Source organism: Chryseobacterium sp. WG14, from assembly GCF_024586945.1.
GTDB lineage: Bacteria > Bacteroidota > Bacteroidia > Flavobacteriales > Weeksellaceae > Chryseobacterium.
Window position 1 is genome coordinate 249,888 of sequence record NZ_JALCZD010000004.1, and the last position, 14,509, is coordinate 264,396.

At 34.8% G+C, this 14,509-nt stretch carries 10 protein-coding genes; 5 read left to right on the forward strand and 5 right to left on the reverse strand.

Features of this window, described 5'->3' with window-relative positions; all coding sequences use genetic code 11:
* The first annotated feature begins 215 nt into the window (after positions 1–215).
* Positions 216–821, forward strand: a complete 606-nt coding sequence (locus tag MP478_RS09295; protein ID WP_257200293.1) for a GNAT family N-acetyltransferase — start codon at positions 216–218, stop codon at positions 819–821.
* 394 nt (positions 822–1,215) lie between these two features.
* Here MP478_RS09295 and MP478_RS09300 read toward each other — a convergent pair whose 3' ends face one another.
* Positions 1,216–1,782, reverse strand: coding sequence for a hypothetical protein (locus tag MP478_RS09300; protein ID WP_257200294.1), 567 nt, complete (start codon positions 1,780–1,782; stop codon positions 1,216–1,218).
* 133 nt (positions 1,783–1,915) lie between these two features.
* A complete protein-coding gene (locus MP478_RS09305) occupies positions 1,916–2,995 on the reverse strand; it encodes a resolvase (RefSeq protein ID WP_257200295.1) in 1,080 nt (359 codons plus the stop codon).
* Between the two features lie 160 nt (positions 2,996–3,155).
* Between MP478_RS09305 and MP478_RS09310 the strand changes: the two genes are divergently transcribed.
* Positions 3,156–3,719: a hypothetical protein gene (locus MP478_RS09310; RefSeq protein ID WP_257200296.1), complete on the forward strand. Its 564-nt coding sequence runs from the start codon at positions 3,156–3,158 to the stop codon at positions 3,717–3,719.
* Positions 3,720–4,112: 393 nt separating this feature from the next.
* Here MP478_RS09310 and infC read toward each other — a convergent pair whose 3' ends face one another.
* Both infC and thrS read right to left on the reverse strand, forming a co-directional pair.
* Entirely contained in the window at positions 4,113–4,673 is a 561-nt protein-coding gene (gene infC / locus MP478_RS09315; RefSeq protein WP_076352026.1) for a translation initiation factor IF-3, read from the reverse strand.
* A 105-nt stretch (positions 4,674–4,778) separates the two neighbouring features.
* Positions 4,779–6,698: a threonine--tRNA ligase gene (gene thrS / locus MP478_RS09320; RefSeq protein ID WP_257200297.1), complete on the reverse strand. Its 1,920-nt coding sequence runs from the start codon at positions 6,696–6,698 to the stop codon at positions 4,779–4,781.
* Positions 6,699–7,080: 382 nt separating this feature from the next.
* Here thrS and MP478_RS09325 point away from each other — a divergent pair, with 382 nt between their 5' ends.
* Entirely contained in the window at positions 7,081–8,055 is a 975-nt protein-coding gene (locus MP478_RS09325; RefSeq protein WP_257200298.1) for a dipeptidase, read from the forward strand.
* Between the two features lie 2,170 nt (positions 8,056–10,225).
* Here the strand turns inward: MP478_RS09325 and MP478_RS09330 are convergent.
* Positions 10,226–11,773 carry a hypothetical protein gene (locus MP478_RS09330; RefSeq protein ID WP_257200299.1) on the reverse strand — a complete coding sequence of 516 codons (1,548 nt, stop codon included), beginning with the start codon at positions 11,771–11,773 and terminating at the stop codon, positions 10,226–10,228.
* Positions 11,774–11,921: 148 nt separating this feature from the next.
* On the opposite strand from MP478_RS09330, the gene MP478_RS09335 reads away from it, so the two are divergent.
* Complete coding sequence (locus tag MP478_RS09335; protein ID WP_257200300.1) at positions 11,922–13,085, forward strand: 2-isopropylmalate synthase; 1,164 nt, start codon at positions 11,922–11,924, stop codon at positions 13,083–13,085.
* Positions 13,086–13,114: 29 nt separating this feature from the next.
* Positions 13,115–14,503 (forward strand): 3-isopropylmalate dehydratase large subunit, encoded by a 1,389-nt coding sequence (leuC, locus tag MP478_RS09340; RefSeq protein WP_230036459.1) that lies wholly within the window; start codon positions 13,115–13,117, stop codon positions 14,501–14,503.
* Positions 14,504–14,509: the final 6 nt, after the last annotated feature.

Consider the following 14,509-nt stretch of genomic DNA (forward strand, 5'->3'; position numbering starts at 1 on the left):
AGGAGTTTGTTTTTAGCTCCCACTGATTACACAGATTTCACAGGTGATATTGGAAAATGTTATGAATAAATACTTCTGATAAAGCAGATACTAGGTTTTCACTTCGTCAGAATCAATTTCAATTGATTCATTGCTTAGCTTACTTAAAATAATAAGTCACTAAAAATAAAATCTTTGCGTCAACAAAATAAGATGAATTTAAGCCATTAAGAAAAGTGAATATTTTAGGTAAGTTTCATCAAAATCAATTTAAGACAGAACATTATAAAACAAAAATGAATATAAATTTACGAACAGAAAGATTACATTTAAGTCTTATCTCAGCAAACGATATTGAAAACATTTTCGAATTGCAATCCTTAGAAGAAACGTCGCGGTTTAATACTTCAGAAGTTCCAAAAGACATTCAGGAAACTGAAGAAATGGTTAAAAAATGGATGATGGAAAACAATAAAGAAAAAGCCAAAAAATTCACATTCGGCATTAATTTGATTAATGAAGATACATTTATTGGATTAATTGGAATTAATTTGGGGAAAGAACATTATAAAAACGCTGAAGTTTGGTTTCAGCTCCATTATAAATTTTGGAATCAAGGGTTTGCAACAGAAAGTCTAAATAAAATACTGGATTTCGGTTTTGAAAATTTGAAACTTCATAGGATAGAAGCGGGTTGTGCCATTGAAAATATTGGCTCTATAAGTGTTTTAGAAAAAGTTGGTATGCTAAGAGAAGCACATACCCGAAAATTACTTCCTTTACAATCTGGGTGGTCAGATAATTATGGGTATGCTATTTTATCAACCGACGAAAGAAAATGAGAGAAGTACTTTCAGGTTTAAAAACTAACACGTTGGCTGTAGCAGGGTTGGAAAGGACACAGAAAGCACCGAAAAAATCTTATCAAAACTAATCTTAGTTCAGTCATTTAAACTGGCCATAGAACACGGTTTGATCATCGAATAATATATTCTAAAAGGGTAGCAAAGCTGTTGGCTAAACGTTCGCTTAAAATGAATCAATAAAATTGATTCACTGCTTTGCTTCCTTAAAATAATACGGTACTAGAAATTAAACCTTTGCGTCTATAAATTCAGCGTAAATAATCTGCATTCAATTTTTTGAAACTGATTCATATTCATACCAGCAAAAAGGTCTGCTTACATCGTAAAAGCAGACCTTTTCTATATAAATTTAAAATTAGGTGTTCAATTATTAATCTTTGAATCTCAGCACAGCCTGGAACAGATTTTTCTTTCCTATTAAATCGTACTCATCGTTATATACAGGCTCATACACGAATACATAAGCACTTCCGTCAAAATCTTTTAAATTAACAGGCTGATCCTCCATGATGTCATAAAACCTCGTAATAGTACGCGTAGCTGTCCATTGTTTTACGTTTCCTTTAGGATTTTTATCGAATCTGTGATCTTTTGCATCTGTATAATACCAATAGGATGGCGCCTCATCCATTAAAAATAGTTCTTTGTCCTTGTTATACAGTTCCTCTGCCATACCTGTATTTTGAAACCAGGGAACCTCAGTATTGAAAAGTCCCAGAGCTTCCGCATAAATATCCTTATTGGTCGTTGCTCCCACTAAAAAACCTTCAAGATTGGTAGCGGCAAACTCAAATATAAAAGGTGACTTTTTCAGATCATAAACATCATTGACCGGTTCAATTACTTTTCCGTCCTGTTTAATAACTACTTTTAACGATTGTGCAAAAGTCATTAAGCTTAGTAAAGAAAAAAGGAGGGTTAAACTTATTTTTTTCATTGTATATCTTTAAATAACTGCTGCAAAGATATTGTACTTTACCTCCATAAACACTGGCTGGTTTCAGGGGTTTTTATCTCATTCCTTTCCTAACGGGGCCAATTGCTATAGGAGTTATAATATTTTTTTTCATTTAAAGCAGGTTAGCCTTCAGCTGAATTTTTATGAAAGCCGCTTTTTGCTTTTTACCGCTAGCAGAAGCTGAATTAAGCGGATAAACTTCGGCATAAAAGGTTTCATCATCCGCCCAAAAAGCTTTTGTGCCATCGGCTATTTTGAACTTAGTAAAGTTGACATACAAAAGGTCTTCAAGATTATAACTTTGTTTCACATATTTACTGATTGCAAAATCACTTCCCACATCATTGTTTGAAACAATATAGGAAATCCAGTCTTTATTGGGAAGAACCTGCGGATAACCCGCTGTAAAGAGTTGAAAATTAACTGAAGATTTTACATTATAAAAAGAATAATACGTATCTGAAGTCCCCATTGAGCTTTCTTTGAAAACCTGTAAATACAGGTAAGGGGATACTCCTATATATTCATAGGATAAGAGTCCGTCTTCTGTAGATACATTCTCATGTTGTGTAATCAGTTTTTTTTCTGTTGTGCTATTGATGTATAGCCATTTATTACCTTCCAGGATTACATGTGGATCTTTTATTAAAACTTCATCGATTCGTTTGTTAGAGGCTGTTTTAAATTCCTCTTCAGAGACTTCTGCTATGGTACCATATGTACTGAACGATTTATTTTTTACATCCTGAGACTTTTTAAATACACTGCTTCTGATCTCATAAAGATCAACACCTTGTAAAGTCAAGTCAAATCCTGCAGTGAATTCTGATTTCAAAACAAAAGCTTCAATGCTGTTCGAAATAGTATTATTAATGCTGTAATGAATAGAGTAGAAGTCATCAAACTCTTCAAATCCATAATAATTATCCAGTTTATTGTAAGCTATTTTCAAATGTGCTGCATCTTTATCCGGAGCTATAAAAAACCTTACAGAATCCAGCCTGGTAAATAATTGAAAGGGCACATCCTGTACATTATCTACACCTTTTATCTTTTTAAAATCAGCAAATGTTATGTTTTTCTGTGTAACTTCAGCTTCCGGTTTATGCGTTTCCGATGTTTTATTCTGTGGATTACATCCCACAAAAACAACAACCATAGAGGATATAAAGAATTGAGATAAGAGTTTCATTTTCTATATTTTTCAGCCAAAGGTATCAGTATTCAGGGTGGCGGCCAACAAAACCGCTTAATACAGGGAATAAATGGCTGAAAGCAGGGATATATTGAATGGTATATTTTAAACAATTTTACAAAAGATAAATTTAAGTGTTGCAAATTATTTTATATAGATGAAAAATATAATAATCAACTGCTCAATGGTGATAGCTTTGTTCGTTTCTTGCTCACCTGCTACAGAAAAAAAAGGGGCTAAAAAAGCAGATTCTACGGAGGTAAAAGTAACTACAGTTCCTACATCTGTTCCGGTAAAGGATACCATATCACAACAAGATATGCCAAGTGATTTTTCAGCGTTAGTTCCTATTGATGTACTGAATAGCAAAAGTACAAATGTGCATGAAAAATATGGTATAGAATTCTCCGGCAACTGTTATTCATGTGACTTAGCAAGCTTATCTGTAACAAAGAATAAAATGATATGGACCAATATCTGTGATGAAAACGATACTTTTAAAATTGATGGGTTCTCATTCTCTAATGAAGGAAATAAAACCGTTTTAAAAACACCTGAAAGAACTTATACTATAATGCAAATAGATAAAGCCCCAGTTTACGAACTGGTTATAGAAGGTAAAAAGCTGGAATTAAATAATAAAAGAGTATCCAGGTATTTTACCACCAAAAAAGCATTGCCACTTTTCAAAGAACATGACTGTGGTGATTTTGAAGGATAATAAAACCACATCAATTTATTTTGAGATGAGCAGTGGATCAACGGATCAGTCTTAAAAGTTGGGGGAGAATCTTTAGTGATTCAAAAACTTACCTTTAAAATGATTTACTGGTATAAAAACACAAAATAATATAGGATCATTTTATTCGTAAGAAAGCTATACAGTTATGCATATGCTGACAAAGAATCAATGGGATTGATTTTTACCTTTGGATCATTAAAAAATACAGCATCAAATACCGTGAAATTTAAATTGCATGAGCTTTCCCAACTTTGACGATTGATCCCGATCAGCTGCCTTTTTCTATATCTCATAAAACTTATCCCTGAAAACTTTACTATAAAAAAAACCTCAAAGTAATTTGAGGTTTTTATATTAAGATAAATGACTTAATTATTTTGCTGGTTTTTTAGGACTCATCATCATAATCATCCTTTTTCCTTCAAGCTTAGGTAACTGATCTACTTTACCAACATGCTCCAGTTCCTGGGCAAGTTTTAAAAGTAAGATTTCTCCCTGATCCTTAAAGATAATCGAACGTCCTTTAAAAAATACGTAGGTTTTCAATTTTGAACCTTCTTCAAGAAACTTTTCAGCATGCTTTTTCTTAAATTCATAATCGTGATCATCCGTCTGTGGTCCAAAACGGATTTCTTTCACAACTACTTTTACTTGCTTAGCTTTTAGTTCCTTTTGTTTTTTCTTTTGCTCATATAGAAACTTCTTGTATTCTAATATTCTTGCAATGAAAGGTTCAGCCTTATCAGAAATTACTACTAAATCCAATTCCTGTTCCGCAGCAATTTGTCTTGCTTTGTCAATTGGATAAATTCCCGGCTCTACGTTATCGCCCACCAAACGAAGCTCTCTCACACGAATTTTATCGTTGATTAAGTGTAAGTCCTCTTGTACAGGACGTCTTTGTGGGCCCCTGTTGTTAAATCTTTGTGCTATTGTATTATAATTTTATTGGTTAATTACTTAATTTAATTGATTTAAATATTTAAAAACTGAAAGACCCCATTTATTTTTGAATCCTTCCATCTTTTAATTTTAAATTTATATTGCGGCTTCTTTTTTGAAGTAAGAAACGAAATCTTCCATTTTCATTACTCCAAGATCTCCTTCACCACGTCTTCTTACAGAAATTGTACCTTCATTTTCTTCATTCTCTCCTATAACAAGCATGAATGGGATCTTTTTCAATTCAGCATCACGGATCTTTTTGCCCGTCTTCTCATTTCTGTCGTCAATCTGACCGCTAATATCGTGATTTTCCAAAAATTGTGAAACTTTTTTTGCATAATCTACATACTTTTCACTGATTGGTAGAATAATAAACTGATCAGGGCTTAGCCATAACGGGAAGTCTCCTGCAGTATTTTCTAATAAAATCGCAATAAAACGTTCCATAGAACCGAAAGGAGCTCTGTGAATCATTACCGGTCTATGCTTTTCATTATCATTTCCAATGTAGTGAAGGTCAAATCTTTCCGGCAAGTTATAATCTACCTGGATCGTTCCCAGCTGCCATTTTCTTCCTAAAGCATCTTTAACCATGAAGTCAAGTTTAGGACCATAGAATGCTGCCTCACCATATTCAACAACAGTTTTAAGTCCTTTTTTCTGAGCAGCATTGATGATGGCATTTTCTGCCTTTTCCCAGTTCTCATCAGAACCGATATATTTCTCTTTGTTCTCAGGATCTCTTAATGAAACCTGGGTTACAAAATCTTCAAATCCTAAAGATTTAAATACATAAAGAGTTAAATCAATTACTTTTTCAAATTCTTCAGAAAGCTGATCCGGAGTACAGAAAAGGTGAGCATCATCCTGAGTAAATCCACGAACTCTTGTCAATCCGTGAAGCTCTCCACTTTGCTCATATCTGTAAACAGTTCCGAATTCTGCATATCTTTTAGGAAGATCTCTATAGCTCCATTGTGAAGTTTTATAAATCTCACAGTGGTGCGGGCAGTTCATAGGCTTTAATAAAAATTCTTCTCCTTCGTTAGGCGTTTTGATCGGCTGGAAGCTATCTGCGCCATATTTATCCCAGTGTCCCGAAGTTACATATAATTCTTTGGCCCCGATATGTGGAGACATTACAAATTCATAACCTCCTTTTTTCTGAGCATCACTAAGGAAGTTTTCTAATTTTCTTCTTAAAGCAGTACCTTTTGGTAACCATAACGGAAGACCGGCTCCTACTTTTTCAGAAAATGCAAAAATCCCAAGTTCTTTACCTAATTTTCTGTGATCTCTTCTTTTAGCTTCTTCTAACCTTTCAAGATATTCAGTAAGTTCTTTCTGTTTAGGGAAAGAAATTCCGTATACCCTTGTCAGCTGAGGGTTCTTTTCATTTCCTCTCCAGTATGCGCCGGCTGCATTTAAAATCTTAACAGCTTTTACAATTCCTGTGTTAGGAATGTGCCCACCACGACATAGATCCGTAAAGTTATCATGAGTCACAAAAGTGATTTCTCCATCATTAAGATTAGAGATCAATTCTACTTTATAAGGATTGTCTGCGTAGGCTTTTAAAGCTTCATCTTTAGAAACCGGGTATAGAGAGAATGTAGAACCTTTCTTGGCATTTTCAAGAACTTTCTTTTCAATCTTCTCAAAATCCTTTTCAGATAAGCTCTCATCTCCGAAATCTACATCATAATAGAATCCGCTTTCAATAGCCGGACCGATCGTCAACTTAGCATTAGGATAAAACTCAAGGATAGCCTGCGCCAAAAGGTGGGCAGAAGAATGCCAGAAAGCTTTCTTTCCAAGATCATCATTCCAGGTCAATAGCTGTACCGTAGAATCCGTGGTTATAGGTGTGGTTATTTCTACTTGTTTGTCATTAACAATTGCGGAAATGGTATTTCTAGCCAATCCCTCGCTTATAGATTTTGCCACATCTAGGGGAGTAACTGCTCCCTCGAATTCTTTGACACTACTGTCTGGAAGTGTAATTTTTATCATTGTTTACTAAGAAATTTTAAGATGCAAAAATACGCATTTTTTAGATAAAATACTACATCAGTACCTATTTAGATTGATAATTAATATAAAAATGTAAAAAGATTTCAGCCGTTTTGGATGTCTTAGTTTTACTTTCAGCAGTTCTTTGGGAGAAATTCTGCTGTTTCATGCCTGTAAACGGTATATTGAGCTTTTTTGCCTGCAAAAATATTTTTAATAAACCTATTAACATAATAGATAATGTAAATGTTGCGAACTCATTTAAAATATGACTTCCTGGTGATTATTAATAGTATTTTTAAAGGTCCGGAAATAAGAAAAAGAAGGATGGGGTATTAGTCCTCACAATGAATACATGAAAATCAAGATATAAATTTCTACTATGAATACTATAAATATCGATCTGCACTGTGATCTGTTGTATTATCTGCTCAATTCAAATGTGAGCCTTGATGATAAGGAAATTGGCTGTTCACTGCCTTATCTGAAGCAGGGAAATGTAAAACTTCAGGTGATGGCCATATATGCCGGAACCGGAGCAGGCAGTACTGGTTATGGATTACAGCAGAGTCAGTTGTTTTCGGAGCTCATTAAAAATGAGAACTTTTTCCTTTTTAATAATAACAATTATCAATCGTCTGAAAATAAAGATCGGATAGGAGTTATCGCTTCCATTGAAAATGCATCCGCTTTCTGTGATGAAAATGAAAGCCTGGATTCCGGGTTTAAAAAGCTTGAAAATATGATCCAAAATGCACAGAAAATATTGTATATAGGGATTACTCACCATTCAGAAAACCGTTTTGGAGGGGGAAACAATGCAGAAGCAGGGCTAAAAGAAGATGGAAAAGTTTTAATCGACTATATTGCTGACAGAAAAATTGCAATAGATCTGGCCCACACAAGCGATCAGCTGGCTTATGACATTTTTACCTATATAGATCAGAAGAATTATTCCATTCCTATCCTGGCAAGCCATTCCAACTACAGAAGTATTTATGAGAATAAAAGAAATCTTCCCGATGAACTGGCTAAAGAAGTGATCAGAAGAAAAGGACTTATTGGGCTTAACTTTATCAAAGATTATGTGGATCTGGAACAGCCGGAAAGATTATATGAACACATTCAATATGGGCTTGATCTTGGCGGAGCAAACAGTATTGCTTATGGAGCAGACTATTTCTATTGGAAAGATCATCCGGATACACCCCGCCACCCGTTTTTCTTTCCTGAACATTCTAATGCTTCAGTATATCCATCCATCAATAAAGAAATTGAAGAAAGATTCTCTGCCGGATTGGTAGAAAAAATAAGCCATAATAATGCTTTACATTTTATAGAAAGTATGTATAAATAATCCTGCTTTAACTAAATAACATGGATTAATTATTTCGTACCACTTGGATATAGTTTTTAAATGATTACAACTCTTCACAAAACGTAATGCCTGCTATGTTTAGATTCCTTCGGATGACAAATATGCCGTTTTAAAGACTGCATTTTTTTAAACACTTAGCTCATTTAAGTAAGTACAAAAACTACTGAATACAAGTAAGTTCACTTTAGAAGAAAATCAAAAATTTTCATAAAACTCATGTGTACTTCTCAGCAGTTTGATATTAACTAAAAAAAACTCTTAAGTGTCTAAATCTTTTGTGACTTTGTGGTTATATTTTTTCGCAGATTGAGCAGATTTTTATTATGCCTGGATTCCTGCGGAATGACAAGTACTGTTACTCTAATTGAATAAGATAATGCCTGCAAAAATTGTCATTCCGCAGGAATCTAGCTACTTAAAATTAGCTTTACAAAACGTAAATAATAGCTATGCTCAGATTCCTATGATGACAAATATGCCGTTCTAAAGACTGCATATTTTTTAAACACTTTAGCTCACTTAAGTAAGTACAAAAACTACTGAATACAAGTAAGTTCACTTTAGAATAAAATCAAAAATTTTCATAAAACTCATGTGTATTTCTCAGCAGTCTGATATTAACTAAAAAAAACTCTTAAGTGTCTAAATCTTTTGTGACTTTGTGGTTATATTTTTTTCGCAGATTGGGCAGATTTTTATTATGCCTGGATTCCTGCGGAATGACAAGTATGTTGTTCTAAAGACTGCATATTTTTTAAGCACTTTAGCCCACTTAAGTAAGTACAAAAACTACTGAATAGAAGTAAGTTCACTTTAGAAGAAAATCAAAGATTTTCATAAAACTCATATGTACTTCTCAGCAGTTTGATATTAACTAAAAAAACTCTTAAGTGTCTAAATCTTTTGTGACTTTGTGGTTATATTTTTTTCGCAGATTGGGCAGATTTTTATTATGCCTGGATTCCTGCGGAATGACAAATATGTTGTTCTAAAGACTGCATATTTTTTAAGCACTTTAGCCCACTTAAGTAAGTACAAAAATTACTGAATACAAGTAAGTTCACTTTAGAAGAAAATCAAAGATTTTCATAAAACTCATGTGTACTTCTCAGCAGTTTGATATTAACTAAAAAAATCTTAGGTGTCTAAATCTTTTGTGACTTTGTGGTTATATTTCTTTCGCAGATTGGGCAGATTTTTATTATGCCTGGATTCCTGCGGAATGACAAGTACTGTTACTCTAATTGAATAAGATAATACCTGCAAAAATTGTCATTCCGTAGGAATCCAGCTACTTAAAATTAGCTTTACAAAACGTAAATAATAGCTATGCTCAGATTCCTGTGATGACAAATATGCCGTTTTAAAGACTGCATATTTTTTAAACACTTTAGCTCACTTAAGTAAGTACAAAAATTACTGAATACAAGTAAGTTCACTTTAGAAGAAAATCAAAGATTTTCATAAAACTCATGTGTACTTCTCAGCAGTTTGATATTAACTAAAAAAATCTTAGGTGTCTAAATCTTTTGTGACTTTGCGGTTATATTTCTTTCACAGATTGGGCAGATTTTTATTATGCCTGGATTCCTGCGGAATGACAAATATGTTGTTCTAAAGACTGCATATTTTTTAAGCACTTTAGCCCACTTAAGTAAGTACAAAAATTACTGAATACAAGTAAGTTCACTTTAGAAGAAAATCAAAGATTTTCATAAAACTCATGTGTACTTCTCAGCAGTTTGATATTAACTAAAAAAATCTTAGGTGTCTAAATCTTTTGTGACTTTGTGGTTATATTTTTTTCGCAGATTGGGCAGATTTTTATTATGTCTGGATTCCTGCGGAATGACAAGTACTGTTACTCTAATTGAATAAGATAATACCTGCAAAAATTGTCATTCCGCAGGAATCCAGCTACTTAAAATTAGCTTTACAAAACGTAAATAATAGCTATGCTTAGATTCCTGTGATGACAAATATGCCGTTTTAAAGACTGCATATTTTTTAAACACTTTAGCTCACTTAAGTAAGTACAATCAGAATCTTAAGTGTCTAAATCTTTTGTGACTTTGTGGTTATATTTTTTCGCAGATTGGAATCCAAACTCTCAAAGATTGTCTTCATAAAGCTGTCTATACCATTTATTCTACTGGTTTTTCCTTTTGTATTTCACTTTTTGCTTAATAATCTCAATGACATCTACATGCTGAACTTTAGATTTTATCCATCCGTGAATATCAATGTAAAATAATGACCTTCTGTAATACTCGTTGTTAGAAAACGCTTCCAGTTTTTTATCAAAAGCTTTAAAAGCTTTTTGCTGTTGATCTAAAACCTGATTATTCAGATTTTTAAAAAATTCAATGCTTTCAAAATGGAAAACTTCAGGTTTCTTCATTTTTCTGGCAAATTTAGATGTGGAAGCAATAAATTCATCATAGTCTTCATCATTTCCTGATTCATGTTTGGCCATCAGTATTAGAATCCGGGTGTGGAATAATAAATCTTCCTGCACATTTCCTTTTGATTCTATTACCCTCATAGCGTAATCAATGGATTTTTTAAACATTTTACTTCCAAAAAACATCGCTGCCATCTTAAGATAAAGAATCATAAAGTGATGTTCATCAATTCTTTCTCTAAGTTTATCCATTTTTAATTCAATCTCAGGAATAAGTTTGGTCCCGGTGAAAAACTCGCCCTTTACAAAGTGAATATTCATCAGCGTATTATAGTGAGTCAGGAAAATAAGGGACTGAAGATTTTCGTTTTGGGCGAAGTTTTCAGCATTGACCATTCTGTTAAAGCTTTTAAAATGTTCTTCCAGGATGTCTATATTTCCATAGAGAAACAGAATTTTAAGCAGATACGTATTTCCTTTAATATACCAGACTGGATGGCTATAGATCATTTCAGGGGTTTTATGAAATAAATCTACCCATTGATAGGCATACTTCAAGGTGTATTTATAATCCTGTAAAAGCTGATTTTTCCAGACATGCGCTTTAAAGTACCAGAGTTTTTCAGTGAAATTCAGTTTTTCAAGGCTGATGTTTTTGATCTGGGAATTGAAAAATTCAAGAACCTCCTTCCTGTCCGTATCATTTTTTACATAGCCATGAGTAAGCATTTCACTGTACAGTTTCAGTGAAAGATTGGATAATTTTGTTGTATAACGATTCTGCCTGCTTATTTCCTGAGACTGCCGGATGAGCTCGTCGGCACGTCCTTCAATACTCCTTGTAATAAATTGAGATTCAATCACTTTTTCAAGGTCTATGATTTCTGAAGCTATGCTTTTTTCATCCAGTTCCAGGGCAGTTTGCTTCGTTTTGTCCAGTATTTTCAAGGCTTGTTTATAAAGCCCTTTCTGATAGAGAATATTGGCAAAATCAAGCTGTTCCCTGAGCTGAATTCTATAGTTCTGGTGGCTGGGGTTCATGCGGAGACTCACGAGGATCTGTTTGTAAAGGTGAGCCTTCAGATTGGAAAGCTGCTGTTTCGTTGAAATTTTTTTCTCGATGATAATGCTTTCATCGTACTCTTTCATCTTATCCATTTCTGAAAATAAAAGAAGAAATTTGGCATCTACATTAATACCGAGACGGTTGACATACAACTTAAACTGACGTTTTTCGGAGGTGGTCAATGACTTTACCAGGACAAACAAGAAATCTTTCTGCAATTCTGCCATTGTAAATTTTTATAATTTAAAACTTTAATTATCAAATACATACACTTGTTTGTTTCATTATTGAGTATTGTAGTTTTTACAAAATATAAACGTCTGAAAATATTTCAAGCTGTAGTTTTGAACCAAAATTAAGTAAAAAACTTCATTTATGAATTCCGAAAAAATTGAAATTTTTGATACCACACTGAGAGATGGGGAGCAGGTTCCGGGGTGTAAACTGAATACGGAACAGAAACTGATTATTGCTGAAAGGCTTGATAAGCTAGGGATTGATATCATTGAAGCGGGGTTTCCAATTTCCAGTCCCGGAGATTTTGAATCTGTTTCAGAAATTTCAAAACTCGTAAAAAATGCTAAAGTATGTGGACTCACTAGAGCCAATAAAAAAGACATTGAGGTGGCAGCTGAAGCACTGAAATTTGCTAAAAGACCGAGAATCCATACGGGAATCGGAACTTCCGAATCTCATATCAGATATAAATTCAACTCCACAAAAGAAGATATTCTGGAACGTGCTGCTGAAGCGGTAAGATATGCTAAAACTTATGTGGAAGATGTTGAATTTTATGCAGAAGACGCCGGGAGAACCGATAACGAATATCTGGCCCAGGTATGTGAAGCTGTGATCAAGGCTGGGGCTACGGTTTTGAATATTCCTGATACAACAGGGTATTGTCTGCCTGAAGAATATGGTCAGAAAATAAAATATTTGCGTGAAAATGTAAAAGGAATTGAAAAGGCAGTGTTGTCATGCCATTGTCACAATGACCTAGGATTGGCTACTGCTAATTCTATTGCCGGAGTAATGAACGGAGCACGTCAGATAGAATGTACAATCAACGGATTGGGAGAAAGAGCAGGAAATACGGCTTTGGAAGAAGTGGTGATGATTTTAAAACAGCATAAAGATCTTAATCTTCATACCGATGTCAACTCCAGAATGCTGAATGAGATGAGCCTGATGGTTTCGGACCTTATGGGCATGTCTGTACAGCCCAATAAAGCCATTGTGGGAGCTAATGCATTTGCCCACAGCTCAGGAATTCACCAGGACGGCGTGATCAAAAACAGAGAAACTTACGAAATCATTGATCCTGAGGAAGTAGGAGTGAGTACATCTTCTATTATTCTTACAGCAAGAAGCGGACGTTCGGCATTGGCTTACCGTTTTAAGCATATTGGCTTTGATGTCACTAAAAATGAACTCGATTATCTGTATCAGGAGTTTTTAAAAGTGGCAGATCTTAAAAAAGAGATTGGTAATGACGATTTAAGCCGGATTATAGAGACTTTCAACCGAAAAATAGGATAGGTTTGATTTAAAATCAAGATAAAATAAAAATGAAGAACGATAAAAAGACACTTTTTGATAAAGTTTGGGATGCCCACGTGGTGGAAACCATTCCGAACGGACCTCAGATTATTTATATTGACAAACACCTTATTCATGAAGTAACCAGCCCTCAGGCTTTTGCAGAACTGGAATCCAGAAATCTTGAAGTTTTCCGGCCGGAACAGATTGTAGCAACCGCGGACCACAACGTACCCACTCTTCATCAGGAAGAGCCGATACGGGATGAATTGTCCAGAAACCAGGTTCAGCAGCTTACCGAAAATTGCGAGAAAAATAATATAAAACTGTTCGGTCTTGGACATGAATACCAGGGAATTGTTCACATCATTGCCCCCGAATTGGGAATTACCCAGCCGGGGATGAGTATTGTTTGCGGAGACAGCCATACTTCCACGCATGGTGCTTTTGGCGCTATTGCTTTTGGAATAGGAACAAGCCAGGTTGCCCAGGTTTTTGCAAGTCAATGTCTGCTGCTTAACAAGCCCAAATCGATGAGAATTACCGTAAACGGAAGATTGAATGAAAATGTTCAGCCTAAAGATGTGATTCTTTATATTATTTCAAAAATAGGAACAGATGGGGGAACAGGATATTTCTGTGAATATGCCGGAAACGTATTTGAAGAAATGTCTATGGAGGGAAGAATGACTGTTTGCAATATGAGCATTGAAATGGGGGCCAGAGGAGGAATGATTGCCCCTGATGAAACTACCTTTGAGTATATAAAAGGAAAGGTTTTTGCTCCGGAAGGTGAAGAATGGCAAGAAAAAGTAGCGTATTGGAGAGGTTTAAAAACAGATGAAGAAGCTGTTTTTGATAAAGAACTGACATTTGAAGCTTCAGAAATCTATCCAATGATTACGTATGGAACGAATCCCGGAATGGGGATCTCAATCCGTGAGCTTATTCCTGTTCCTCAGAATGAGTCGGAAGAAAAAGCGTTACGCTATATGGGACTAAAGGCAGGGCAGGCTCCTTCCCATATTAAGGTCAGTTATGTATTCATCGGAAGCTGTACCAATGCAAGGATAGAGGATTTCCGTTCTGCAGCTCAATATATCAAAGGAAAAAGCAAATCTGAAACAGTACAGGCATTAATTGTTCCGGGTTCTCAGCAGGTGGTAAAACAGATCTATGAAGAAGGATTGGATAAAATTTTCAATGAGGCTGGATTTCAGATTCGTCAACCCGGATGTTCAGCTTGTCTGGCCATGAATGATGATAAGATTCCGGAAGGAGAATATTGTGTATCCACATCAAACAGAAACTTTGAAGGCAGGCAGGGACAAGGTTCCAGAACCATTCTTGCAAGCCCGCTTACAGCAGCTAAAGCTGCCATAGAAGGCAGGATCACTGCTTTTGAAAGTTTAAATTAAACAGAT